The organism is Paenibacillus sp. HB172176 (assembly GCF_011947265.1).
Taxonomy (GTDB): domain Bacteria; phylum Bacillota; class Bacilli; order Paenibacillales; family Paenibacillaceae; genus Pristimantibacillus.
The window spans coordinates 79,760-105,024 of sequence record NZ_JAATHD010000019.1 but is presented as its reverse complement, the minus strand read 5'-3'; the positions used below and the strand labels follow the sequence as shown (position 1 = coordinate 105,024).

The 25,265-nt window shown below is 51.7% G+C and carries 19 protein-coding genes; 4 read left to right on the top strand and 15 right to left on the bottom strand.

Translation table 11 applies throughout. The features are described 5' to 3' along the window. Positions 1-26 precede the first annotated feature (26 nt). From HFP08_RS21065 to HFP08_RS21050, 4 genes are all read right to left on the bottom strand, one after another. Positions 27-1,583 carry an MDR family MFS transporter gene (locus HFP08_RS21065; RefSeq protein WP_168122585.1) on the bottom strand — a complete coding sequence of 519 codons (1,557 nt, stop codon included), beginning with the start codon at positions 1,581-1,583 and terminating at the stop codon, positions 27-29. A gap of 19 nt (positions 1,584-1,602) precedes the next feature. Beyond that, positions 1,603-2,340 (bottom strand): polymer-forming cytoskeletal protein, encoded by a 738-nt coding sequence (locus HFP08_RS21060; protein WP_168122584.1) that lies wholly within the window; start codon positions 2,338-2,340, stop codon positions 1,603-1,605. 81 nt (positions 2,341-2,421) lie between these two features. Beyond that, entirely contained in the window at positions 2,422-3,099 is a 678-nt protein-coding gene (locus tag HFP08_RS21055) for a hypothetical protein (protein WP_168122583.1), read from the bottom strand. Positions 3,100-3,125: 26 nt separating this feature from the next. After that, a complete protein-coding gene (locus tag HFP08_RS21050; RefSeq protein ID WP_168122582.1) occupies positions 3,126-3,758 on the bottom strand; it encodes a YhbD family protein in 633 nt (210 codons plus the stop codon). A gap of 228 nt (positions 3,759-3,986) precedes the next feature. On the opposite strand from HFP08_RS21050, the gene HFP08_RS21045 reads away from it, so the two are divergent. Next, positions 3,987-5,492, top strand: coding sequence for a glycine betaine uptake BCCT transporter (locus HFP08_RS21045; RefSeq protein WP_168122581.1), 1,506 nt, complete (start codon positions 3,987-3,989; stop codon positions 5,490-5,492). Positions 5,493-5,528: 36 nt separating this feature from the next. Here HFP08_RS21045 and HFP08_RS21040 read toward each other — a convergent pair whose 3' ends face one another. Further along, positions 5,529-6,548 (bottom strand): alpha/beta fold hydrolase, encoded by a 1,020-nt coding sequence (locus HFP08_RS21040; RefSeq protein WP_168122580.1) that lies wholly within the window; start codon positions 6,546-6,548, stop codon positions 5,529-5,531. A gap of 131 nt (positions 6,549-6,679) precedes the next feature. Here HFP08_RS21040 and HFP08_RS21035 point away from each other — a divergent pair, with 131 nt between their 5' ends. After that, positions 6,680-7,603, top strand: a complete 924-nt coding sequence (locus HFP08_RS21035) for a LysR family transcriptional regulator (RefSeq protein ID WP_168122579.1) — start codon at positions 6,680-6,682, stop codon at positions 7,601-7,603. Here the strand turns inward: HFP08_RS21035 and HFP08_RS21030 are convergent. Together HFP08_RS21030 and splB are read right to left on the bottom strand one after the other, a co-directional pair. Further along, the gene (locus tag HFP08_RS21030) at positions 7,557-7,955 is read right to left on the bottom strand and encodes an MmcQ/YjbR family DNA-binding protein (RefSeq protein WP_168122578.1); all 399 of its coding nucleotides are present in this window, start codon (positions 7,953-7,955) and stop codon (positions 7,557-7,559) included. The genes HFP08_RS21035 and HFP08_RS21030 overlap by 47 nt on opposite strands. 130 nt (positions 7,956-8,085) lie before the next feature. Continuing rightward, on the bottom strand, positions 8,086-9,111 hold the full coding sequence (gene splB / locus HFP08_RS21025) for a spore photoproduct lyase (protein ID WP_168122577.1): 1,026 nt from the start codon (positions 9,109-9,111) through the stop codon (positions 8,086-8,088). 182 nt (positions 9,112-9,293) lie between these two features. Here splB and HFP08_RS21020 point away from each other — a divergent pair, with 182 nt between their 5' ends. After that, positions 9,294-9,584 carry a hypothetical protein gene (locus HFP08_RS21020; RefSeq protein WP_168122576.1) on the top strand — a complete coding sequence of 97 codons (291 nt, stop codon included), beginning with the start codon at positions 9,294-9,296 and terminating at the stop codon, positions 9,582-9,584. Further along, positions 9,577-9,708 (top strand): hypothetical protein, encoded by a 132-nt coding sequence (locus HFP08_RS29535; protein ID WP_277345872.1) that lies wholly within the window; start codon positions 9,577-9,579, stop codon positions 9,706-9,708. The genes HFP08_RS21020 and HFP08_RS29535 overlap by 8 nt, the downstream gene beginning before the upstream one ends. A gap of 141 nt (positions 9,709-9,849) precedes the next feature. Here HFP08_RS29535 and HFP08_RS21015 read toward each other — a convergent pair whose 3' ends face one another. The 8 genes from HFP08_RS21015 to cysK form a co-directional block, all read right to left on the bottom strand. Then, positions 9,850-11,394, bottom strand: a complete 1,545-nt coding sequence (locus HFP08_RS21015; RefSeq protein ID WP_168122575.1) for a sulfatase family protein — start codon at positions 11,392-11,394, stop codon at positions 9,850-9,852. After that, the gene (locus tag HFP08_RS21010) at positions 11,391-12,974 is read right to left on the bottom strand and encodes an extracellular solute-binding protein (RefSeq protein ID WP_168122574.1); all 1,584 of its coding nucleotides are present in this window, start codon (positions 12,972-12,974) and stop codon (positions 11,391-11,393) included. The genes HFP08_RS21015 and HFP08_RS21010 overlap by 4 nt, the downstream gene beginning before the upstream one ends. A 131-nt stretch (positions 12,975-13,105) precedes the next feature. After that, complete coding sequence (locus HFP08_RS21005) at positions 13,106-13,996, bottom strand: carbohydrate ABC transporter permease (protein WP_168122573.1); 891 nt, start codon at positions 13,994-13,996, stop codon at positions 13,106-13,108. A gap of 9 nt (positions 13,997-14,005) precedes the next feature. Next, a complete protein-coding gene (locus HFP08_RS21000; protein WP_168122572.1) occupies positions 14,006-14,959 on the bottom strand; it encodes an ABC transporter permease in 954 nt (317 codons plus the stop codon). A gap of 115 nt (positions 14,960-15,074) precedes the next feature. Then, entirely contained in the window at positions 15,075-16,313 is a 1,239-nt protein-coding gene (locus tag HFP08_RS20995; RefSeq protein ID WP_168122571.1) for an MGH1-like glycoside hydrolase domain-containing protein, read from the bottom strand. A gap of 71 nt (positions 16,314-16,384) precedes the next feature. Then, a complete protein-coding gene (locus tag HFP08_RS20990; RefSeq protein WP_168122570.1) occupies positions 16,385-21,664 on the bottom strand; it encodes a fibronectin type III domain-containing protein in 5,280 nt (1,759 codons plus the stop codon). Positions 21,665-21,894: 230 nt separating this feature from the next. Continuing rightward, positions 21,895-24,144 (bottom strand): helix-turn-helix domain-containing protein, encoded by a 2,250-nt coding sequence (locus HFP08_RS20985; protein WP_168122569.1) that lies wholly within the window; start codon positions 24,142-24,144, stop codon positions 21,895-21,897. A gap of 161 nt (positions 24,145-24,305) precedes the next feature. Then, entirely contained in the window at positions 24,306-25,232 is a 927-nt protein-coding gene (cysK, locus tag HFP08_RS20980) for a cysteine synthase A (protein WP_240941663.1), read from the bottom strand. Positions 25,233-25,265: the final 33 nt, after the last annotated feature.

Genomic DNA, 25,265 nt, shown 5'->3' with positions numbered 1-25,265 from the left:
CGCCCGCTCATGGACCTCACTGCCTGTTAATGCCCTCCGCTGACCGACTGTCCACCGCCCGCCTGACGATATTCGACGGAATCGCTCAGCCGCTCTCTGCTCATGATCAGCGCCGCGACTAGCGCGATGGCTGTCGGAATAAGCGCCCACATGAACGTGGAGGCGATGGAGGAAGAGAGGAAATTTGTTATTTTGCCAAGAATATCGCTTGGAATCTGTGCTCTCGCATCCGGCTCGAGCAGCCGTCTTGGATCGCTGAACACGGGATTGCTCGCCATATCCGCGCCGCCGCTGCCCATGCCGAGGAACATCTCCTTCAGATCTTCGGAGAACAGATTGCGCTGCACAATGCCGAAGACGGTAATGCCGAGCGTCATGCCGAGCGAGCGCACGAAGGCGACCGTTGAATTGACCGAACCCCGCTGCGAAGGCTCGAAATGGTGAATCGCCGCATTCGACAGCACCGAGAACGAAGCGCCGATGCCAAGACCAACGATGATCATGTAGATCGTCACCAGGAATCGGCTTGTATCCGGCGACAGGCTGCTCAGCAGAGCCATGCCCAGCACCAGCAGCAGCGTGAACGGAATCATAATCGAGCGATACGAAAATTTGTTCATAAGCGCGCCGCCCGTCGTCGCGGACACAACGGAGCCAAGCATCATCGGCAGCAGCACCAGCCCCGAATTCGTCGCCGTGCCTCCCAGCACGCCTTGAATGTAGATCGGAATATAGACGGAGGCGGTGATGAACGCCATGCCGCCGAACAAGCCGAGCGCATTGCTCGCGCTGAACAGCCGCACCTTGAACATCGGGAAAGAGATAATCGGCTCCGCCGCCCTCCTTTCGATGAATACAAAAGCGACGGCAAGCACTGCGAAGGCAGCCAGCAACCCGATAATCTCCGCAGAATCCCACGCATACTCATTCCCGCCAAGCTCCAGCGCGAACATCAAGCTGACAATAGCGCCGACGAGCGAGGCCGCGCCGAACCAGTCGATCCTTTGCTTCACATGAACCTTGGATTCCTTGTAGCTGAACAAGATCAACGCGAGCGCTACAAGTCCAAGCGGTATGTTCACATAGAAGATCCAATGCCAGCTCAAATAATCGGTAATATAGGCGCCAAGCAGCGGTCCGAAAATACTCGAGAGTCCGAACACCGCGCCGAACAAACCGCCAAGCTTGCCGCGCTGCTCGACAGGTACCGTGTCGAACATGATGGTGAACGCGATCGGAATGAGCGCGCCGCCGCCGATGCCTTGAATCGCCCGATAGATGCTCAACTCCACGATGCTGTCCGCCGTGCCGCAAAGAATCGATCCGCCGAGAAAGACGATAATGCCGAATACGAAGAACCGCTTCCGCCCGAACATATCCGACAGCTTGCCGAATATCGGCATGCCCGCCATCTCCGCTACCATATATGCCGAGGTTACCCACACGAATTTATCCAATCCGCCAAGCTCCCCCACAATCGTGCCCATCGCCGTCGCGACAATGGTATTGTCCATCGATGCCATCAGAATCGACAGCAGCAGCCCTGCCAGAACAAGACCCATTCCCTTCTTCCCGTTCGCCATCTCCATTAGTCCTCTCTCGTCATTTATTGAGCTTCTCTTTCACTGTAGAGGATCGATGCACATCCAGCTTCGTCGCGTATTCAATGCGTTCGATGTCACAGCCGGGACCAATCCTTACATGCTTGCCTCTTACGAGCCGAGCTCTCGTATACTCCAGGTAGATCTCGTCGCCCTCAACGGCTCCCGCATGAAACATCGCATGGGGGGATGGCTTGAAGAAGAGGTTGAACACATTCATCGCGCTAGCCCGTTTCACCGTGATGCTCCCGCCGCCGAGCTCCTCTGCATCGCAATCCTGATACATCCTCACATCCACAATATCCGCGCTCAGAAGCCCTCCAATATGGAAGATACCCTTTGTCTCAAACCTTTCATATTCGCAATCGCCTCTCACGGTCAGCTCACCCTTCAGCTTCATCGTCTCGCCGCGAAGGCTCCCTGCCACTTCCAGCGTGCCGCCGCCTTCTGCAGTGCGAATAACGGAATTCCCCTTTACGAATGCCGTGCCGGCAACGGATATCTCTCCAGCCTGCACGCTTCCGTCAAATTCAGCCGTACCGACGATCTTCATGTGAGCAGCTTGCAGATTTCCTTCCATCTGCAAGGTTCCTATCACCTTGAGCTGCTCGCAGCTCATGTCGCCATGAATCCTGCCTTCGCCGGTAATGGTCGCCTTCTCATATCGCCCCCCGCTGGCCGTAGAGCTTCCCAGAATTCTCAAGTTCCCCTGCGAAATAGGCTCGCTAGCCGTCATCATCAGCATGCGCCTCCTTGCTCCATTGATTTCGTTTTTGCATTTCGTTGCTGCAGCCCATTACCCCCGCAGCGCTCTTCTTCCCTATAGCTGCACGCTTTGTTCGACCTTTGCCCGTTTGTCCACATCCAGCTTGCTCTTGTATTCCACCAAACCTATTTTGCAGCCCGGTCCGATACGAACCTCTCCGCCGCGAACGATGTCCGCTTTCGTATATTCGAGATCGATCACATCGCCCTCTACTTCCTTCACGGACAGCTCGCCCCCCGCGGGAATGCCGAATATGCGCAGCCATTTTCCTTTGTCCGTCACTTCGGATCTCCTGATTCGAATCGATTCGCCTCCGATTGCATCCATATTGCAGCTTCCTTGCAGCGATAATTTGATCCGCTCTGCATTCAACTCTTGCAATTTCAGATTGCCTCGCGCTTCGAGGCTCTCCGCTTCGCAATTCCCATGAATCTTGAGCTCTCCGTTCATTAGAATGGTTTCGCCTGTCATAATGCGATCTACCTCAAGCTTCCCGTTCATCTGAATGCGGTCGCCTGACAGCGCTCCCTCCACATGCAGGATCCCATTCATATCCATACGCTTCGATTGCAAGCTGCCTCGTACATCAACCTTGCCTTTCATGCTGAACTTCTCGCATTCAAGATCTCCCGTTATTTTGCAAATGCCATCTATGCTTGCTTGACTAAATGAGCCGCCGTTCGACGAGCCGATTCCTGTAATGCTCATATTCCGCAATGCCGATGATTCCATAGCAGCCTCCCGCCTTTCTCCAACCTTCATCCTGGTAAAACCAGCTTGCTCTTCAACTCTTCAACTACGCTTGGGATCGCCATGCGGAAGACCAGCTTCGCGCCTTGTTCCATGAACAGCTCCGTCCCCGACGGAACGAGCAGGAAGAAGGGCACCCCCATCTTGCGGGCAAAAGCCACATCGGCGTTCTTCCCGGCAAACTTGCTATAATGCTCTTCAAGAAGCTGCAGCATCCCTTTGCCTTCATCCAGACTAAGCTCTCCAGTCCGCAGGCAACGTTCGAAAAGATACAGATAAAGCACCCTGTCAAAGCTGAAGACGGATGGATTGCCCATGCAAGGTGAAGCATAGTCCAGCACATTCATCGAAACAATGTTTTGTTTCAGTAAATCCGTTCGACTCATCATCAGCTGGGACGACATGGGCGAGAACATATCCGCAAGCGCGTCCAAGGATAACTCATCCTTCATATTTAAAATTTTATCCATCCTGGCCAGGATCTTGCCCTTCGGAAAATAGGTCTCCTGCCCCGTAAACGCTGATTTCCGTACAAACCATTCCTCCGGAATAAGGTTCTTTCGTTTCCAGCGATAAAGCTGCCCGTACGAAATGCCGGTCAGCTCCAGCAGATCCTTCTTCGAAATGAGTTCTTCTTCCACTGCCGCACCTCCTGTTAGCGACAGTGTAACATAACATTGTTACGTTGTAAATGCGAAAAAGGAATACAAGATTCGCGCAGCCGCAACGGGCACAAGGAGCCTCCGTTTCGAAATCCGGAATAACCCGCTGGATAATCCCCCATAATAAACCCATTATGATGATCATCGGCGTCTTCCGCATCGGTCGCGGGACGTAGGCGCCGATCATCCTTTTGGAGGCTGGCTTAATTGAAATCGTCTAAGCTAAACGCGAACAACCCGGTATTCTGGATCTCATCCATTCTGCTCTTGTTGTTTGTCATATGGGGAGCCGCTGCTCCGAATCAGATGGCAAGATCGGCAACAAGGCTGTTCGATTTCACAACCTATGCGTTCGGATGGTTCTATCTGCTCGCCGTGTTTCTCATCATTCTGTTCTGCCTCTTCCTCGCGTTCAGCAAGTACGGCAAGATTCGTCTCGGCAAGGACGAGGATCGGCCGCGTTATTCCTTCTTCACTTGGGTGGGGATGCTGTTCAGCGCGGGATTCGGCGTAGGGCTGGTATTCTGGGGCGTGGCGGAGCCGATGAGCCATTTCTTCACACCGCCAATCAAAGGCGTAGAGCCGTTAACGCCGGATGCGGCGAGGCTTGCGATGCGTTACGCTTTCTTTCATTGGGGGATCAGTCAGTGGTCGGTGTTCACCATCGTCGGACTCGCTCTGGCTTATTTTCAATTCCGCAAGGATAAGAACGGTCTGATCTCGACCACGTTGGATCCGCTGATCGGCCAATCGGGAAAGTCTTATTTGCGAGCGCCCATTGACATCCTGGCGGTAATCGCCACAATCACGGGAGTCGCCACCTCGCTTGGCATGGGCATCCTGCAGATCAACGGCGGCCTGAACCATCAATACGGCATCCCGAACAGCACCGGGGTTCAGCTCATCATTATCGCTGTGCTGCTCGTGCTCTATCTCATCTCGTCGACAACGGGTCTGGATCGCGGCATCAAGTGGCTCAGCAATCTCAATCTTTCCTTGGCGCTGCTGCTCATGGTGTTCATCTTCGCGTTCGGGCCTACCGTTTTCATTCTGAATTCTCTTGTGCTCGGAGTCGGCGACTATATTCAGCATTTCATTGAAACAAGCCTGCGACTGACGCCATACAAAGGCGGCACATGGGTGAGGGACTGGACCATCTTCTACTGGGCATGGGCGATTGCCTGGTCGCCGTTTGTGAGTTCATTCGTGGCGCGGGTATCGAGGGGGAGGACGATTCGGGAATTCGTGGCTGGGGTGCTGTTCATTCCGCCGCTGATCGCCGTCATCTGGATGGCCGTGTTCGGGGGCTCCGCGCTGAAGCTCGACCTGAAATCGGGCGAGCATATCGCGGACTCGGTTCAGAACGATGTGTCGAGCGCTTTGTTCGTGACTTTGCAGCATTTCCCCATGACGGAGATCATGTCGGCCCTGTCCATTCTGCTCATTATTACTTTCCTGGTCACATCCGCCGACTCGGCGACGTTCGTGCTCGGCATGATGACGACGAACGGAAGCCTGGAGCCTCCGTTCTACATCAAGATCGTCTGGGGCACGCTCATGGCCGCCATCGCCGCCGTGCTGCTGATCAGCAGCGGCTTGCAAGGCCTTCAGACCGCTTCCCTGATCGCCGCGCTGCCGTTCACCGTCATTATGGTGCTTATCGGCATCGCCTTGTTCAAGTCGATCAAGCAGGAGCCGAAGCGGGCGAAGTAGCCGATTGCCTGCGTAAAAAAAGAAAAACCAAGCGATTTATTCGCTTGGTTTTCGAGCCAATAAGCACTTCAATTGGCCATCAATATATTGATTATCGGGACCGTTGATTCCGCGACCGGCAAAATGCCCCCAGTTCGATTCTATAGGGTGGCAATCGGCATTCGGCATAAGCTTAGCCTCGTATTCATTATTGGCCGCCGGGCAGAAGAGATCCGTGCTCCCTGGCATGATGCAGGCTGTCGCTTTAATGCTTTCGAGCGCCTTATCGAAATCTCCATTATAGACGGGGTTTGCGCTAATATCTGCATGTTGGCCCGTCCAGGACATGGCAAGGAAATTATGAGTATCCATCTTCGTAAAGCTGTCTTCCCAAACGCCGGTCATAAAATCCGTCAGGGAGACTATACCCAGGCTTCTATAAAGCTCCTCACTATAAAAGGCCTGAGATACGCCCCACCCCGCATAGACACGTCCAACGGCGCGCATGTCTGATGAAGTCAGCTGGCCTAGCCGGCTCGAATCGAAATGGATTGCAGCCATAAGCGGAGCTTTCAACCCCTCCAGAACGACATAGGTTTGAGGCCAGGTCTTGGCAGCTCCAGCGAATGATGCCAGTCGTTTCACCATGTCCGGATAGCTTGCCCCCCATTGGAACGCTTGCAGGCCTCCCAGCGACCATCCGAGAACGAGAGCGATCTCTTGAATGCCGAATTTTTCGGTCACCAGCCGATGCTGGAATGCTATGTTGTCATAGACGGTTACCTCAGGGAATTTAGCCCCCTCGAATGGCGGCGGCGTGTTGCTCGGAGAAGAAGACAATCCGTTGCCGAGCAGATTGGGAACGATGATGAAATAGCGCTCCGGATCCAGTGCCATGCCGCTTCCAATTAACCATTCATTCTGAACATGCTGGTCGCCGAAAGCAGTGGGATAGACGATAACATTATCCTTCTGTTCATTTAACCTTCCATAGGTCTTGTAGGCAAGATAAGCGCTTGGCAACGTCACACCTGATTGCAAAGTAACGTCACCCAAATCAAAAATATTATAATCCATCCTGTTTTTGCTCCTCTCCTGAGGTGAAATGTATGTCTTGTTGTTAGTATAAATCTGTGATACTCTCAATAAAAGTGAATATAATTAACAATAGCATTCAAAAATATTGATAGTGCAAGGAGAATCGTATCATGGAATTGCGCCAACTGAATACATTCCGCACAGTTGCGTCGACCTTAAATTTCACTCGGGCTGCGGAAGCGCTGAACTACGTCCCCTCCAACGTCACGATGCAAATAAAAGCATTGGAGGATGAGCTTGGCGTTCGACTCTTTGATCGCCTGGGCAAGCAGCTAGCCCTCACAACGGCGGGCAAACGCTTCTTAACTCATATCCGCGACGTTCTTGATAAATTGGACGAAGCGTACAGTGTTGTTCACGACACCGAAAATTTAAGCGGCACACTAACGATAAGCGCCAATGAGGTTATTTGCGCCTATCGGCTTCCAGCGGTTTTTCAACAGTTTCGTTCGCGGCATCCAAACGTTCGTCTCATCTTCCGCTCTGTTCCAAATCAAGAGCTCAAGCAATCCCTCTTCGAGGGAACCTCGGATATCGTCTATATGTTGGACGAGCCCGTTCGGTCGAGCGCTCTTACCGTGGAACCGTTGCTGGAAGAAACTTTTCGTTTGTTCACTGCTCCGGACCACCCGCTCGCAAAACGAACAAAGCTGCAGTTGGAAGATTTTCACGGAGAAGTTTTTCTGACCAATGAAAAGGGTTGTCCCTATCGAACCATGTTTGACCGTTCATTTGAGAAAGAGGGCATTGACAGTATTACCTATTTGGAGTTTCAAAGTGCGGAAGCCCTTAAACAATGCGCCATATCAGGAATCGGCATCGCCTTTCTTCCCGACATTGTTACGGAAGCCGAAGTGGAACGCGGAGAGCTTGTTGCTCTTCCATGGCAAATTCCAGACTTGCATGTGTATACACAGATGCTGTGGCACAAAGACAAGTGGCTTTCGCCCATTCTATTATCTTTCATCGAAACGGCAAGGGAAGGGCTCAGAACATCTCCGCCCGCTGCTTCTTCGTCAAGCTCTTCACTATGAGATCATAGGAATGGTCTATCATCTCCTGAAGCTCGGAATCCGGAACGCTGCCATTAGCTTGGACGGTGTTCCAATGCTTCTTGTTCAGATGATACCCCGGAGCGACCGCTTCGTATTGCATACGCAGTAACTCCGCCATATGCGGCTCGCACTTGAGCGAGATGGAGGCGTGTGCGGACTCTGTTGTCGTGCGATTCGCCCCACCGGACTCGTTTGATCCGCTCGACTCGCTAATAATGGCGAACATCTTGCCTCCAACCTTCATCACAAGCGGCTCATGGCCGAACGGATAATCCTCTTTCGCTCCGGCATGCTGCAAGCAATATGCTTTAAGCTCCTCTAATGTTTTCATGAACGACTCCTCCTCTTCTCCATGATAAGCTTCTTTTTCCGCTTTATTTTCTAATTAAGGGGTCCCTTTTCCTGCTTAAACGCCGCAAAAAAGAGCACCTGCCGCTCGTTCGAACAGCATGTACTCTATTTTACACGAAATATGCGACCTCCGCGCTCGGAAAATAATGACCGATCAGCTCCCGCAACATCTTCTGCATCTCAGCCGCATCATCCTTCTTATAGACATACTTGAATCTGCCGTAGCGCCCCCATTTCATCTGCCGATTCTCCTCGTTCATGTCCAGCTTGGACTTCGGATAACGCTTCTCGATCGTATTCTTGGCCACCTTCGTGAAGCGATGCTGGATTAGCTCGAACTCGAGCTCAGGTATAACCAGATGTCCGATTCGCTCATGCAGACGGATAATCAGCTCCTTGTAATCGTCTTGCCAGCCTTCATAAATAATAATCGGCGCTATAATAAATCCAAGCGGGTAACCCGCCTCCGCCACCTTGCCAGCCGCTTCAATCCGTTCTTCAAAGCCCGAAGTGGCGGGCTCAAAATTCCGTATGACATAAGCGGTGTTGATGGAGAAACGAATTCGCGTATGACCATTATGCTTGGCATCGAGCAGCGAGTCTATGTTGTTGAATTTGGTCACAAATCGCAGTCTCCCGTTCGGCTGCTCGCCCATATATTCAATGTAGCGCTTCAATGCGCCCGTCAAATGCTCGAACGAAACCGGATCGCCGGTGCATGCCGCTTCAAAGCGCGTAACCTCCGGATTCCTCTCCTCGATATAGGACGCGGCTCTCTCCAATATTTCATCCAGGTTCACATATACGCGAACATAGGGCTTGCTGCTGAGCGTCGTTTGCAGATAGCAATAATGACAATGGCCCGCGCAGCCTGTCGCAAGCGGAATGGCGTATTCCGCCGAAGGCTTCGAGGTATCGAACTCCATCGTCTTCCTTAGTCCCACGACCAGTGTTCGCTTGGCATTGCGGTATTTCTTCGCATCCGTGTCCCCGGGGATGCCTGTGACCCGATTATGCGAGGTGGTCATCTTGATGGGCGTGCCGACTTTCTCGAAATGCGCATATAATTGCTTGCCAAGCGGGTATTCCAAAGCCTGCGGCTCGAAAAAAACCAAATCCGGATCAAAGCGGTCCAATGGCTTTAGCCCCTTTCTCTCCAACGTTTGCGGGTAACCTTAGTGTGCTGCCAGGCCTATTTAATATACAAACAGCAAGCCATATCCAAAAGTATCAGTTTTCATGAAACTTTTCCCAATTACGCAGCGTCTAATGATTTATATGCTATGCACATCCGGATTAAGAAAGATGCGGTGATGACATGAAGGAAGATTGGAAACTCGTTCATTCGGTGATGGTTAGCATTCCCATACTCATGCTGCTTCTGGCAGCCCTCTATATTCGTCATTATGACATTCGAAGCTTGGGGTTAATGCATGCTTTGAACTCAACAGGAGCGCCCATTATCCAAATGGACGTCGAATCTCCTTATATCCGGGCAGACGATCATTTCAACACCTTTCTAAAGTATCGCACTCAGCGTGACCGCCATGCCTCCAACAATCAGAACAGCTCATACCGTGACAATGGTAAGGAGGTTTATCATGTTTAATTCACTGAGGTTGGGAGAGCAGCAGATTAGAATATTCACGGAAGATATCTTCCCTTCTCTTACACTCTACTTTCAGGATGACGTCCTCACTCACTATACGTTCGCAATGGGCGGCGGAGATTAAGACTACACGGGTAACGGCAAAGACTCTGAAGATCTGAAAGGCTGTCGATCACCATGGCGAACTGAATTGGATCTTTAATCAGCAAAAACCCACCGTAGGCGGTCAACCTATTTAGCGGTGGGTTTTTGCTTGCTGTGAATATTAATTTCGAATAATCGGCTTCAGTTCGAATTCATCGACGAGGCAGCGATACCCTTCATGAATCGGCAAATTTCTGAACTGCTGCACACCTCCTTCTCTCGCATGAATCATCGCCAATCGCTCCAGCAGCTCGAGCTTCTGAGTCTGCCATTCATCCTTATCGTAGAGATTGATTTGCTCATCCGGATCCTCGGTTAAATGAAACATCTGGCCATATATGCGATCTTCCTCATTGTATAAGGTCAGTCTCCACCCCGTATCCGTCACCAACGTTCTTACCGCTCCATATTGAATGGATAAATCGCGAGCCTCTGTCATCGCATGATGTCGTCCAGCGCAGGCTTCAGCGAACGAGACGCCCTCATTCGGCGGAACCTCCGTGATGCCCGCCCAATCGCAGAATGTCGGGAAGAAATCCAGCGAGCTTACCAATCGATCGGAGACTCCTCCTCCTTCAATGCCCGGACCATGAACGATAAGCGGGCAACGAATGCTCTTGTCATAATGCATGGCGCCTTTCGTAATAAAGCCATGATCGCCAAGCATCTCGCCATGATCGGTCGTAAACACGATGATCGTATTGCTGTCGAGCTCCTTCTCACGAAGCCATGCGACGACTCTGCCGATCTGATCGTCAATGAAGCGGACGGAACCATGGAAGTAGGCCTGAAGCTGCTTCAATACCGGATCGGATTGACTCACCCTTCGAAAATCCATCATCTCTCTCGCTCTCGTCAACGCGGGAATTTCGCGCTCCCCTTCGGCCCGCTTCACCGGAAGCGGCATATCCTCGCTTCTGAACATAGCGTCATACGGCGCAGGCGGATCATACGGATTATGGGGATCGACGAATGAGATATGACAGAAGAAGGGTTGATCCGGGTATTGCGTCACATGTCTGCTCATGAAATCCAGACCTTGCTCCGCGATGAATGTCGTCTGATGAAGCTCCTTCGGAAGCGGCGACGCATACATCGGCGCCCAGTCCGAGCTCTTCCTGAGCGGAGCGACGAACGTCTCGAACGCATGCTTCCACCTTTCACGAAGATCGATCCCGTCCTCTCCGTAATGGTCCAGGTACGGCATGGGCCAGCAGGTCGCCAGCGCCTTGTCATAATACTCCGGGTGATATTCCCCGATCCAATCCAGCCACGGTCCGAGCTTCGTATCTTCCGTTAATACGGCTTCGTCGAAGCCCAGATGCTTCAGCGTTGCGGGCAGAGGCTGCTGCATCGGCGTCTGATGAAATTTACCGAACCCGCCCGTTCGATATCCATTGCTTCTCAAGACTTGGGCATACGTCGGGACATCTTGGGGAAGCACGAGATTATTGGTCGTAACGCCGTGAATGCTCATCGAGCGTCCCGTCAAGAAAGTGGCTCGGTTAGGCGCGCAAACGGGAACATGCGCGTAGCAACGGTCGAATCGGGCTCCGCCGGCGGCAAGGGAATCCAGCACGGGAGAAGAAGGCACGCTTCCCCCGTAACTATGCAGCGTTGCAGCGGCCAACTGATCGGCCGTTATGAAAATGATGTTTGGCTTCATTCGCTCTTCCAACGGTCATAGGCATCCTGATAAATGCCGATCATTTCTTCGACACCCATTTTTTTAATGGTCGCCACATAGTTGTCCCATTCACTGATCGGCGTTTGACCGACGATGAACTTGGCTTCCATCTGTTCGACATAAGTCGTAATATCCGCATTCAGCACATTCAGGCGATTCTGTTCCTCTTCCGTGAAATAGACGAGAGGGAAGGCCATTTTCGCATAGGGCAGAAATTGTTCCTCGGTTACTTTGTTCAAATAAGCGCCAGAAAGATTGTATTCCTTCGATAAGAAGTCATTGTCTCTTACGAGAGGCAGCGGCAGACCGGGATCGGGTACGAGCTTCCCTCTGTATTCTTCCTTGCTGTCCCCTTCATAGACAAATTCCCATTGCGTCTTGGCTTCGTCCTTCCATTTCCAACTATCGCCGACCATAGCGAAATTGCTTCCTTCCGAACTGTAGAAGTAGTCTACCCATCTCATGGTCGCTTCCGGGTATTTATTCTTTTTCGTAATCGCGAAGGTGCCTCTTGTGATGCTGGAATTTAACGGATAGACCTTTGCCGAGTTCACCTCGCTGGTCAATACAGGCAACGCCGGGTGCTTGGCATTGTCGGCTGGATCCTTAATGTCCAGGACAAGATGCGGAGCCGCGTGAACAAACACGCCGACGAGGTCCGACTTTCCTTTGGCCGTGAACTGTTGAGGCGTTTGCGAGAACAATTCGGAATCCAGCAGCTTCTCGTTGAAGAGCACATTCATATACTTCAGATATTCCTCGTAGTTGGTTTCGATCGGTGAGAACACAACCTTGTCATCCTTCACTTCAATGGCATTCGATAGCAGACCGAACGCCGCAAGCAAAGGTTTTCTGAGATTTGTCATGTTTGGAGCCGATAACGGAATTTCATCCTTCTTTCCATTCTGATTCGGGTCTCCGTCTCGAAACGCGCGAAGCAGCTCAAGCAAATCGTCCGTCGTAGCCGGAAGCGTGGAAATATTCAAATTGGCAAGCCATTCTCCATTAATCCATGGCTTCATAACAAGATCGCGAGGAACTGTATTCACGTTCGGCAACGCATAAATATGTCCATCCATCGTGGTGATGGATCGTTTCACGTCCGGATTCTCTTCCAGGAACTTCTTCAAATTTGGCGCATACTCCTCGATCAGGTCCTCTAATGGAATAAGAATCCCTTGCTGTCCATAGTTGATCTCATCCGCTGTGTCCAGTTGACCGCCGAAGAACAAATCGGGATATTCGCCGCTCGCAAAAGCAAGATTTTTGCGTTCCGTATAGGACTCTCTTGCAGGCGTATCAAACTCGAAATGAATATTTGTTTTTTTCTCCATCTCCTGGAAAAAGTACATTTGATCCCATGGGCCATGGATAGGCGCCTTCTCCCCCATTAAATCAAGCGTAATTTTCTCCGTCGTGATTGGGAAGCCCGTCAGATTAAGATTGCTTGGCGTCTGCTTCTCCGATGAAGAAGACTCGTTATTTCGATTATCGCCCTTCGAGCAAGCAGACAATAACACCAGGCTGAAGCAAATGAATACAACGATTAATTTCCTCATATTTCTAATCCCCTTTTTTAGTTTTTCGTCATCGTGCGGACTTCATGCTTAGCAAGCTTGCCTCTTCGCAAGTGCTGCCATTCGATTAAAGCTCACATCTCCATCACCCCCCTGGAGGCAAAAGAAAAGGATTATCCTTTCAAAGAGCCGATGAGCACCCCTTTGACGAAGAAGCGTTGCAAGAAAGGATATACAACCAAGAGAGGCAGGGCGGACACGATCATCACCGAATATTTGACGATTTCGGCAATTCGGGCCTGCGCCTCCATCGCTTCCAAATCGCTGACGCCGGTTTGCATCGCGGCGCTCATCTCGCTAGACACCAGAATTTCCCTCAAAAATAGCTGCAGTGGAAAAATGTCACGGTCCTTCAAGTAAATCATGGCATTAAAATATTGATTCCAATGCATCACCCCGTAAAATAACGCCATAACGGCTATAATCGGGCCCGAAATGGGGAGAATGACTTTCACGAACATCCTTAGATTCGAGCAACCGTCTATCTCTGCCGCCTCTTCCAGCTCTCGAGGAACCGTCATTTGAAAGAAGGTGCGCGATACGATAATATTCATGACGGCGGCTGCCTGCGGTAGAACAAGGGCCCATACGGTATTCACCATATGCAGCGATTTCACGAGCAGAAAGGTCGGAATGAGTCCGCCGTTAAAAAACATCGTGAATACGATAAAGAGGGTAATCGCGTTTCTGCCCGAGAAATCTCTGCGAGCCAAAGCATAAGCGCACGGTATCGTCAATAAGAGATTCACGGCTGTACCAAGCAACGTATACAATATCGTGTTCCTGTAGCCGATCCATATCTCGGCATCCCGGAATACTCGCTGGTACCCTTCCCAAGTCACATCCTTCGGAAAAAGCCACATCTTCCCCGTATTAACGGCTACGGGATCGCTAATGGAGGCGCTGGTCACGTAGACAAGCGGATAAAGCACGCTCACAAGCAACAGAAATAAAAACAGGTGATTCAAATAAACGAACAATCGGTCCAATGTAGATTCTTTCATGGTGTCCTCCTACCATAAGCTTGTTTGGCTCAAGCGCTTGGCCAAGCGATTCGCCAGCACCAGCATGAATAAATTGATCAGGGAATTAAAAAATCCGATTGCTGCCGAAAAGCTGTACTGGGCCTGCAGCAGGCCGCTTCGATAAACATACGTCTGAATGACGTCCGATGTCTTCAAGTTCAGTTCATTTTGCAGCAAATAAATCTTCTCGAAGCCAACGGTCATAAAGTCCCCCATATTTAAAATAAACATAATGATAATCGTCGGCATAATGCTGGGCAGATTGATATGCCGAATGCGTTGCAACCGCGTTGCTCCATCAATCTTGGCCGCTTCGTGCTGCTGAGGGTCAACGCCGGCAAGCGCGGCCAAATAGAGAATAGCTCCCCACCCGAAACGCTGCCATTCGCCGGAAACGACGAAAATCGTCTTGAACCAGCCCGGCTCCGTCAGGAACGAGATCGGTTGTCCCCCGAAGCCTGCAATGATTTGATTGACGATGCCCGATGACGGGTTCAGAAAAGAGATTATCATCCCGCAGATGACGACCGTCGAAATAAAATGCGGGGCATACGTTACCGTCTGTAGAAACCTCTTGTACCACCCGTTAGACAATTCATTAAATGCCAATGCGACAATAACCGGGATCGGAAACAGCGCGAGCTGGTATAGATTGATGCCCATGGTATTCCGAATGAGATCCCAGAAGTAATACGAATGGAAAAACCGCTCGAAATGCTCGAAGCCTGTCCACGCGCTTCCCCAGATGCCTTCGGATACCTTGTAGTTCTTAAAGGCAATCACCAAGCCGTAGGCGGGAAAATAATGAAAGATCAGAAAATAAAGCACCGTCGGCAAAGCAAAGGCATAAAGATGCCAGTTTTTTCGCAATCGCCCTCTTCGCCGCCTTTTACTGCTTTCCTTAGAGACGACCAGCGACGCTTCTGTTGCTTGTTGATTCATGAAACCCTTCCCTTCTGCTGTCCTGCTGTTCAATTCATGACTCATTCTAGGGCGAATGCGTTTGCCATGTAAATGTGTTGTCCATGCTTTGAATATGTGTATGATGCAAGGCCGCCTACAGAGCGGTCAAATCGCGGTTTTGCTCCAGTTCGAGCATCATGGAATCAGCTAATAAGTTCCAATTCAGAAAATCCGGATTCATGATGCCCTCTCCCGTATCCGGGTGATAGTATTCGTGAAGAGTTCCCGTTCGCCCAATATCAAGGCTCAGCATGCGCAGCGTCTTCTCCGCTATCGCCTGCGCAAGCTCAACGTAGCCGTAGTTCAGGACCGAACGGAAGACCAGATAATTGGATACGATCCATACTGGCCCCTGCCAATTCGAAGGGTTGCTCATCGCCTTGAGATGATACAAGGGTTCATCGCTGGCCAGCGTTCGAATTCCGTGCTCGCTGAAGAACCTGTCGCTTTGCAGCAAATACCGGTTTACCATGCTTTCCGCATAGTCATGCGGCGCAATCTTCGCCCACATCGGCAGGAAGGCTGTCCAGGCCTTGTACTTTAGAGGAACGACCCAGCCCACCTGCTGATTTGTCAGGGGCGGCGTGCATCCGGCCGCATCCGCATGATAATAGATGTGATCGACCGGATCCCACAAATGCTTATTGACAGCCTCCGCGAGCTTGCGTTGTCTGAACAAATACGTTTCGGCCTTCGTCTCTCCGTGCAGCGTTCTCGCAAGGATGGCGAGCGCCGAATATTCTCTGACGAACAAGGCGTTCAAATCAACGCCTGCCGATGAATTTAGCGGCCTGCCATAGACGGCCGGATGATTATCCGCGCCGCTTCCTCGATGCGACCGCCAGACGAATAAGCCCGACTGACTGAGCTGCGTTTCCTCCCAGTGCTTGATATAAGCCTCAAGCCTGCCATAATAGCTCCTGAGCCACTCGAAATCATCCAGCTTCCGGGATGCGGCGAGCGCCATTTGCGCAAGAATCGGTTTGCATGTATTGAAGGGCAGCTCCGGACTCCTGCTGCGATAGCCGACATTCAGCGGCGAGTCGGGATTAATAATCTCGGGCAAATTCGCCTGAATGTGGTAGGGAATGAATCCATCCTCTCGAATATGATCCAGGAAATTGAGCAAGCAGCCCTTCAAATACGCGCCTCCTTCTTGCTCCGGCTGCATGCCGATTCCAGCGAAGTAACTATCCCAATCCCATAACACGCCGCGGTAGGAGCCTCCAGGCTCCAGGAAAGGAAATCTCAGCTTTCCTTCCGGTTTTCTCAAGATGTTCTCTTGCTTCTCTTTCAAATAATTTCGCACGATTTGCTCATGGTTGTCAGACATGATATCCTCTCTCTCCTCCCGGTCGGCTTCGCCCTCCAATCGTCGATTGAAGAGCGGAATCGACTTTTTGTTTATTTGTTCGTGATCACTTCAAATACGTTCACGTCATCGAATTGCGTTCCATCCATCGTGCTCATCAAACCGAATCGTCCTGCCCGAATACTGTAATCGTTGACCAGCAGCATTTCTTCATCATTCACGTAGGCCTCTATAATATCGCCTTCGAATTTAAGCCCCAGCTTGACCGATTCGGTAGAACTCATCGCGTACGGTACGCTGTCCAACAGCGTTGCCGTTCCGTCTACGACAGCATACAACGCCAACTGCTCCGCAGAATCGTCGTATTCGAGCCTGTAGTAGGTATCATTGCTTTGATAACGTCCGAGCAGCGCCACCTTGTTGTCCCCCGTTCCCGCTTGCCCCTTCATCACGCTTGCTTCCAAGCTGTAATTCCACCAGACACGCTTGCCGCTTGTCATGACCGCCTCCGCGGTTCCGACGGTTTGCGCCGATTGCCCGGCAAGCTGCCATGCTCCGGATTCAATATCCCATGGGGATAATGTCGCTTCTTCGAAAGAATCGCTTAGCAAGGGCAGTCGCGGCGTAATATTCCACTCATTGGATGCCGTGCTCTCGCCTTGATCGTTGACCGCCGTTACTCTTACATAATAGGTCGTATCGTTCAACAGTCCTTCGATTCTGTAAGTGGAATCGGTTACGCTGACATAACGCTCCGCATAGGGACCTGATAACGAAGTGCCTACGAGAACGGAATAACGGTCAGCCTCCGGCACTTCCGTGAAATGCACGACGATTGCACTGTCCTGCGCCGTAAGACTCGTGATTCTTGGCGGTTGAAGCAGCGACTTCACGTACACTTCGTCGAACCCGGCCGCTGCATGATACGTAAGCAGTCCAATCGTGCCCCCTGTCAAGGAAGCGTCCTCTGTTCTTAACTTCTCTTCGCCGTCCACATAAGCGACCAACTCGTCTCCCTTAAGCCGGAATTTGAATAGATGATCCTCGGAGATGTCAAACGACATGTTTTTGGATGATAGCACCGTTGTCGTCCCATTCAATCGTCTGACCAGCTCCAGCTTGCTCAGATTGAAATTATACCGAAGCAAATAGTAGTTATTCTCATCCGCGTATCTCGTCATGATGCCGACTAAAGCAGGCGCCTGAAAGGAATTTACGCGAACGACGGCTTCCGCCTCGACATCCTCCCATGTCTGGTCGGCCATAACCGATCTCGCCGTATTCGCGGACAAGTCCTGCTGCTCGTAGCTTGCTCCGTCGACTTGACTGGTCAAGGTCCAGTCTCCTCCCGACTCGCTCCATAGCTCGCTCATTCCCTGATCGAAGTCGTCGTAGGCAAGCGGCCGCTGCTTGGAAGAGACGCTTCCTTCTACTTCAACGTCGTCGAATTGAGCTTGAACTCCATAGGTGGTCAGGCCTGCTCGCCCGCTGTCCAAAGAGGCGTCCGTCTCCTGTACCCGGATCATGCCATCCACATAACCGGTCACCTTGCCCGCAACGATTTCAAGCGCGAAGCGATGCGCTTCATCCCACTCGACAAGGGCGTCGGACTGGTCCAGAACCGTCGTTGTTCCGTTCACCTTCTTAATCAATTCCAGCAGCTCGAGATTGAAATTGTATCGCAGCAAGTAATAGTTTTGATCGTCCTGAAACCCTGCCAGCAGCCCAATCGTTCCGGTTGTCGCGGCCTGATTGATGGCAAGCTGCGCCGAGACGCGATAATTGCGCCATTCGTCGGAGCCGATAACGCTTCGGGCCGTGACAGCCCCTGCTTGTGTTTGCTTATACACGTGATTTCCGGCTTGTTCTTCGATTTGCCAGCTTCCGCTAAGGCTTTGCCAAGCGGAAGCCTGATTCGATTCGAAATCGTCCTCAGTCAATCTGTAAGGTTGTTCCATCGGAGCGACCACGAATTGATCGAACGATACCGGCAGCATATGCGCCTGCAGACCGACGCGGCCGCTGCCCGCCGGCAACACATGCATAATCGAGGAAACGAACTGGCCGTCGAAATACAGCGCTACCCGGTTCTCGCTCTGTACAATCTTCATATTGTGGGCTATTCCGGAATCGAGCGGGCCGCTTAACGAGGCGCTCTTGAACGTCAGCGTAATGCCGTTGCTTCGATTCAGGAAGGATAGCTTGTTCGCGATCGGATCAAAGCGCAGGAGATTATAATTCCCTTTATCCACATAGGACGTGATGATGTCGACATACGAGCCCTCAGACGGGACGGCGTTCAATTGAAAATCAACCGATACCGCATAATTATTCCAATCGTATTCCCCCGCCAAAATTTTTCGATACGCTCCCGCCGTTGGCAGCTGCAATACTTGATTGCCGTTGTCGCTTGCAACCGTCCAGTCTCCGCTGTCCACCTTCCAATCGGAAGCGTCGCCGTCTTCAAAGGAATCGCTTAACAGCGGGCTTCTTGTCATCGCGCCTCTTTCATTGGACTGCATTCCCGGTCCCAGACTATTCTCCGGTCTGATCCTGAAGAAATACGTGTTGTTGTTTTTCAGACCCGGAATGTCAACCGTAACGCTATCGTATTGCGCGTTGACGAATGCCGCGTCGATCGAAAGGGAATCCGTGTAAACGCCTGATTTCTCGCCATACAAGACGGTGTAGCCGGAAGCCCCGTTGACCTCCGTAAAGCTAAGCTCCACATGATCGTCTCCGGGGACGGCTTGCAGCAGTTCCATATCCCCCAGGCTGTTGGACAGAAGGAAATCGTCGACTTCGCCTGCAAGCTTGTTCAGCAGCAACCCCGACTTCCCCTCATACAGCGATTCGTCGCGGGCGGACAATTGCAGCTCTCCATTGACATAGCCAAGCAACCTCGTTCCCCTCATATCGAACGTCAAATCATAGAAGGTATCCGGATTAAGAACCAGCGGAATTTCGGATAATGTCGTTACCGTATTCGATACTCTCTTCTGCAGCTGCAGCCGCGCATTCGAAACATCGTACTTGAACATATAGTAATTCCCGCCATCCTGATATCTGCCGATAAGACCGAAGCTCGCATCGCTCGCGGCGGACTGATAGGCGAATGAAGCCTTCGCGGTCACATCGCGCCAATCGCGGCTATCATAGACGGCCCTGCTGTACGAAGCGGAATCGCTCTGCCGGTAAACCCATGATGTCCCTGTATCCGCTACAGACCAGGTTCCACCGGAAGATGCCCACCCTTGCGCCTGGCCGTCTTCAAAATCTTCCAGCATCGGGGGCAATGTTTGATGCGCAACCTGGGACGAATCGCCAATGACGGACCAATTGCCGCTTTCATCATACGCCCTGACCGCAAAATGATAGGTTGCTCCCGGCAACAGCCCTTCAATCGTCATCGTCTGGGTATTCCCGGCCGCAACGGGTACAGGCGTGACATCGGCTTGCGACGATCCATAAAAATTGGACATGCCGATATCGTAGAGAGAATAGGCCGCTTTGTAGCCCGAAACGGTTCCCGTCTCCGCATCGTCACCGGGCGCGGTCCATTGCAAGGTAACCGAATCGCTTGTATAGCCGGAAACTTCTAAATCCGCTATATTGGCCGGAGCAACCGTATCCGTGTTCTCCGGAGCCAGCTTCACCATGGTCAGATTGTAAATGGACGGATCCGTCGTCAAGGCTGCCCGAATGAGCGCCGTTGACGGTTCGTCAACGAGACCGGGAGCCGTGTACAGGCCGGAAGGACTGATGCTGCCAGCGCCGTACACCGACCACGCTACCGTACCGGTCGCGCCTTGCAATGAAGCGGTGAATTGCTGCGTCTGGCCGGCTTGCAGCGTGACGCCGTCGGCAGGCGCAATCGAGGCCTGCGCGGGAGTCGTCTTCGTTGTATAGACGATCAGGCTGCCCGCCGGAATCACATCCGTCACTGTGTCGAGATTGCCGCCGCTAAACTGCTTATCCCATTGAATGATTGACAAGTTCCCGTCTCTGACGACCGTATCGGAGTATACATACCGGTACAGCGGAACGTTAATCGTATCGCTGAACTGCAAAGCAACGTCTTTCGCGTTTTCGGCATCCTTATTGAGCACAATAAAGGTATAATCCGCTCCGCTGACGATGCCTGCCGTTCGTATCGTCGAATCGTCCGAGCTGGAGAATACGATATCGCTGCCCTTATCGATCATCGTGCTCAACAAGCTGAAGGCATAATACACATATCTGGGCTGCAGATCGTCCGGAAGCCAGCGCCATAAGCCGAGCGCCTGCAATCCCGGCTTCGAGATCGCGTTGGCGTTGTACGCCCGCGGAGAGACCAGATACTGTTCATGGCTTCTCCAGAATGACATCGCTTTCGTAACATCGTTGTTAAGCCCCGCGAGAATGACCTCGGACAGCTTGATGCCATAATCGAATGACTCTCTTGATTCATACGTATCGCTATTAGGCGCTCCGAACTCGGACACATACAGCTTTTTCCCGGACGGTCTCAGAATATTGGCTCGCTCCTCCAGCCAACCGCCTACGCGTTCGTCATCCATTCGGTAAGCATGCGAGCTGTACGCGTCAATAATCTCGTCTTTGTTCTTCTCGCTGCTCATGACCCACTGCAAAGCCCGGCCGCTTTCGTCCGGTGCAAGCAACTGGACGCGATCCCGGAGACCGTCTTCGACGAGCCGGTCATGCAGCGACTGCAGCAAATTCATGTAGAAGGCCTGCTTGTCCGTTCCTTCCGGAACAAGCATTTCGTTCCCGTTCACTTCGTTAAAGGTATGGATCGCTTTAATATTGCTATAGCCTTGCGTATTGAGGAAGTAATTCAACGTGTAAGAGATGCCTTCCGTCCATTCGTCCACATTCGAGGGAGCGCTTTCATCTTTGGAAGAAGGATAGGTAAGCCAGTCCCACTGGGGAACGTCGCGCTTCCACCCCATGACCAGAATGACGTCGATGTCCTCTTCTTTAAGAAATTGAAGAATGCGATTGACGGATTCCATGCGGACATTGTCTACGGAAAAACCTTGAGCGTTCATGACGAAAGGATCGTTATTGTCATTGACCGGTTCGATCCAATCGAGCTGAAACCACATTCGAATTAATTTTGGTTTGTATTTTTTGATTCTAAGCTTTTCGATTTCCCAATATTGCTCGCTATACCCCTTCTCCATGCTTTCCGGCATGAATTGGAACGGATCCAATTCAGCTCCGAGCCCCTCGAATCCACTGTTCACCACCGTTTCGAAATCATAATCAAGATGGCTTGTTGTTGACGCATGTATGACGGATTGGCCCACTAACAAGACAAGCGTCATACACCCGATCATCAACAAGATTTTTGCAAAATGCCTTTGCACAAGCTTCACCCTTTCCTGGTGGAATGTACCGCGAATTCATTCTAAACAGAACGAGGATTCAGCGTAAACATGTGTTTCTACACCGGGCATGTATTTCATCCCGCCATGATTCCCGGCTATGTATTTGTTGCTCACGATTGTCATTTTTCTGCTTTTTGATGATTTGGAACAAAAAAAACAAGGGGGTAAATATCCCCCCTTGCGAAAAGCCGATATCCGCAAGTCCTCCGCTAGGAATGGAGCTTGCGATATTGTCCGGGCGTAATGCCCTCGGCATTTTTGAATTTGCGAATAAAGTTCGGCACATCGGCGTAGCCGACGCCCGCCACGATATCCTTGATCGGTTGCCCGGTTTGTTTCAATTGGCGCTTCACTTCCTCCATTCGAAGATCCGCGACATACTCGGAGAAGGTGTAGCCGGTTTGTTCCTTCATGAAGCGGCTGAAATAGGACAACGACATTTGGAAGTGGTCGGCGATCCTCTCCAGATTCAGATCGTATTCTTTGAAATGATCGCCCACATACCGTAAAATCTGTTCGCCCAATTCATGATTCTTGTTCTGTTTGCTCGCTTCAACCTGCTTGCAAATATCCGCAATCATCCCCGTCATCGCCTGACGCAATTGCTCCAGCGATGTGAATTCCGTGAGCAGGCTCACATGGCCCTTCAATAGCGTCAGCTTCAACTCGCTAATCGCTTTCAAGCAGGTGTTCACCAAGTCGAAGCTCATGCAACGGAACATGAATAAGGACGAATCCTTGCCCTGCAGATCCAGGAGGATGGCTTCAAGAGCTGCGTTCGCAGCTTCTTCGTTGCCTTGCTTCATGCTCTGGACCAGCCTGATCTGCTCCTCCGCGGGGTACCAATCATGGCGTTCCTTCAAATCGGAAATGTCATTGAAGAACAAGATAGAGCCTGACCTGCTCTTCACATTCGTTTCCAGAGCGGCGCAAGCTTCAATAAATGATCGGTTCACGTTCGTCAGTGCGGACACCGCGTTGCCGAGTCCAATCATCGGCTTGAAGCCGCAGCAGCCTTCGAATAACTGCGAGAGCTCGCTCGCGGCCGTTTCCTGAATCTGACGCATCCCGGACGGCTCGCAATCGGTATTCACCAGCATGACAATGGCCTGCTCCATCGTCATTTCCACGCCGTACCCAACCGCGTCCGGAAGCGGAACGGCAGATAAGGTTCGCAGCAGCCCCTCCCTGTTCTGCGTTGGAATATACTCGTCCGAATCGATGGATATGACGGCCACGAAGAATAGCTCTCCGCGCCAGACCAGATCTTCCCGGGAAGCATTCGTCTCGATCTCCCCGGCATCCTTCATCATGCCCTTCAGCAGCTTGAAGAAAAATTGCTCTCGAACGATTGGCCTCTGGTAATCGAGTTGCTCGATCATCTCACGCGTAGATTCCACGGAAGACCACAGAACATCCAGTTCATGCTTGCTTTCATTCGCGCCGTCCCGCAAGGCATGCAACGAACGGATACGATCGGCAACTCCGCGAATCGGACGATATTGTCGTCTCGACAGCAGGAAAGCAATCGAAAGGCCAATCGTTACAACAACCGCACATACAATCAGAATGAACGTCCTCATCTCGAGCACGCGTCCTATGAACTGGCTTGTCGGCATAACGACGGCGTACGACCAGCCCGTCGCTTCGGAATTTTCGCGCATCATCGAATACCGTTCCTTGTCGATCGAAGCGTTGTAGACGCCGTCAAGATCATATCGAGACAATAAATGATTAATATCGGCTTCCGCTAGCGCTATGCCTGTGGATTTGGATGCAAATAAGTCGCCCTTGGAGTCCGAGATGTATACGCCTCCAATGAAATCGCCAAGAATGGGGTCGGCGAATTCAGTCAGCATCGATTCGGATAGGAAGAACACCACAGTCCCGTACGGTGATTGCGAATTACGGGGAATCGGAACCGCATATACCAGAATGTTGGCTTGCTGCTTGTTCGAAGGCGCTGGCAAACGCAATAATTCCGGTGAATGAAGATGGTCCAAATCCATCATTAAGCTGTCGGCATCAGATGCCGCAACAGGATAGATACTGCTGAAGAATGTTTCGAGCGTGCTCATGCCCACCGAAGTATACAAGCGGTCGTCCCCGTGGAAGTACAGCGCTATTTCTTCCGCGATGACATTGCTGTCCTTATAGGTGGCCAGTTTATCCTTCGCTATTACCCCATTGTAGCTCCCGTTCCTCACGTTAAACGGAGTCAAATCGGAATCAATCGAAATCCTCGAAGCCGTCTTGTCCAAACCCTTCGCCATCAAGTCGAACGTCTTCTTCAACTGATCCAGCTTGAACATGTTCGAGGATTCGACCTCGCCCTTAAAGCTGACGACGGCGTTATAATAGACGACGCAGCTCAGGATCGTGAACGGAATGGCGAATATAAGGATATGGGAAATTAAAAACTGGTAAAAAAGATGGGATTTTCGTTTTCTATTTTCCATCTGCAACCCCCCGGTCATTTGCTGCTCTATCATACCTCATTTTAAACAGATCCGAAATACAAGATCTCTATTTCTTCATCAATCCGCTCGTAAATGACAAATAGCCCGCACCTGAAGGCGCGAGCAAAATTTGACTGGGCATGAACTGTATTCTTATGCCGCTACTCCCCAAACAAATCCGTAGACAAATAACGTTCGCCCGAATCCGGAGCGATGCAGAGCACCTGCGCCGAAGCAGGCAGCTTCTTCGCCAGCTCGACCGCGAAGTAAGCCGATGCTGCGGAAGAAGCTCCCACGAGAATGCCTTCCTCGGAGGCCAGACGGCGCGCCATATGCTGCGCGTCATCATCCTCTATATGCAAAATTTCATCATAGATCTCTGTATTCAATATCGCAGGCACGAAGCCGGGTCCGGTTCCCGGAATCTTATGCTTGCCTGGCTTGCCGCCCGCCAGAACGGGCGAGCCGGCAGGCTCCACGGCATAGATTTTCAGCGTGGGAAGCTTCTTCTTCAGCTCTTCGCCAACGCCCGTAATCGTGCCTCCTGTTCCCGCGGTCAGCACCAGCGCATCGAGCTTGCCCTCGAATGCGTCATAGATTTCGACGGCTGTCGTCAGACGATGCGCGTCCGAATTGGCGGGATTCTCGAACTGCATCGGAATGAAGCTTCCGGGCGTAGTCTTCGCCAATTCCTCCGCCTTCGCAATAGCCCCGCTCATGCCCTCGGAAGCAGCCGTAAGAATCACCTCTGCTCCATAGGCCCTCATCACCTGGACGCGCTCGCGCGTCGCGCTCTCCGGCATCGTAATGATGCAGGGATAACCGAAGGCCGCGCTGACCATCGCCAGACCAATCCCGGTATTGCCCGAGGTCGGTTCAATAATCGTCGATACGCCCCGCCTAATCTTGCCTTCGCGCTCGGCGCGATCAATCATGTTGAAGGCCGCGCGATCCTTCACGCTCTTGCCCGGATTGAAATATTCCAGCTTCATGTAGACGGATGCGCCCGTCTCGGCTGCCACTCGTCTCAGCCTCACGATCGGCGTATCGCCTATAAGCTCCGTGACTGAAGAAACTATTCTCGCCACTGCTGGCACATCCTCTCTTGTTGTCGATTTTCC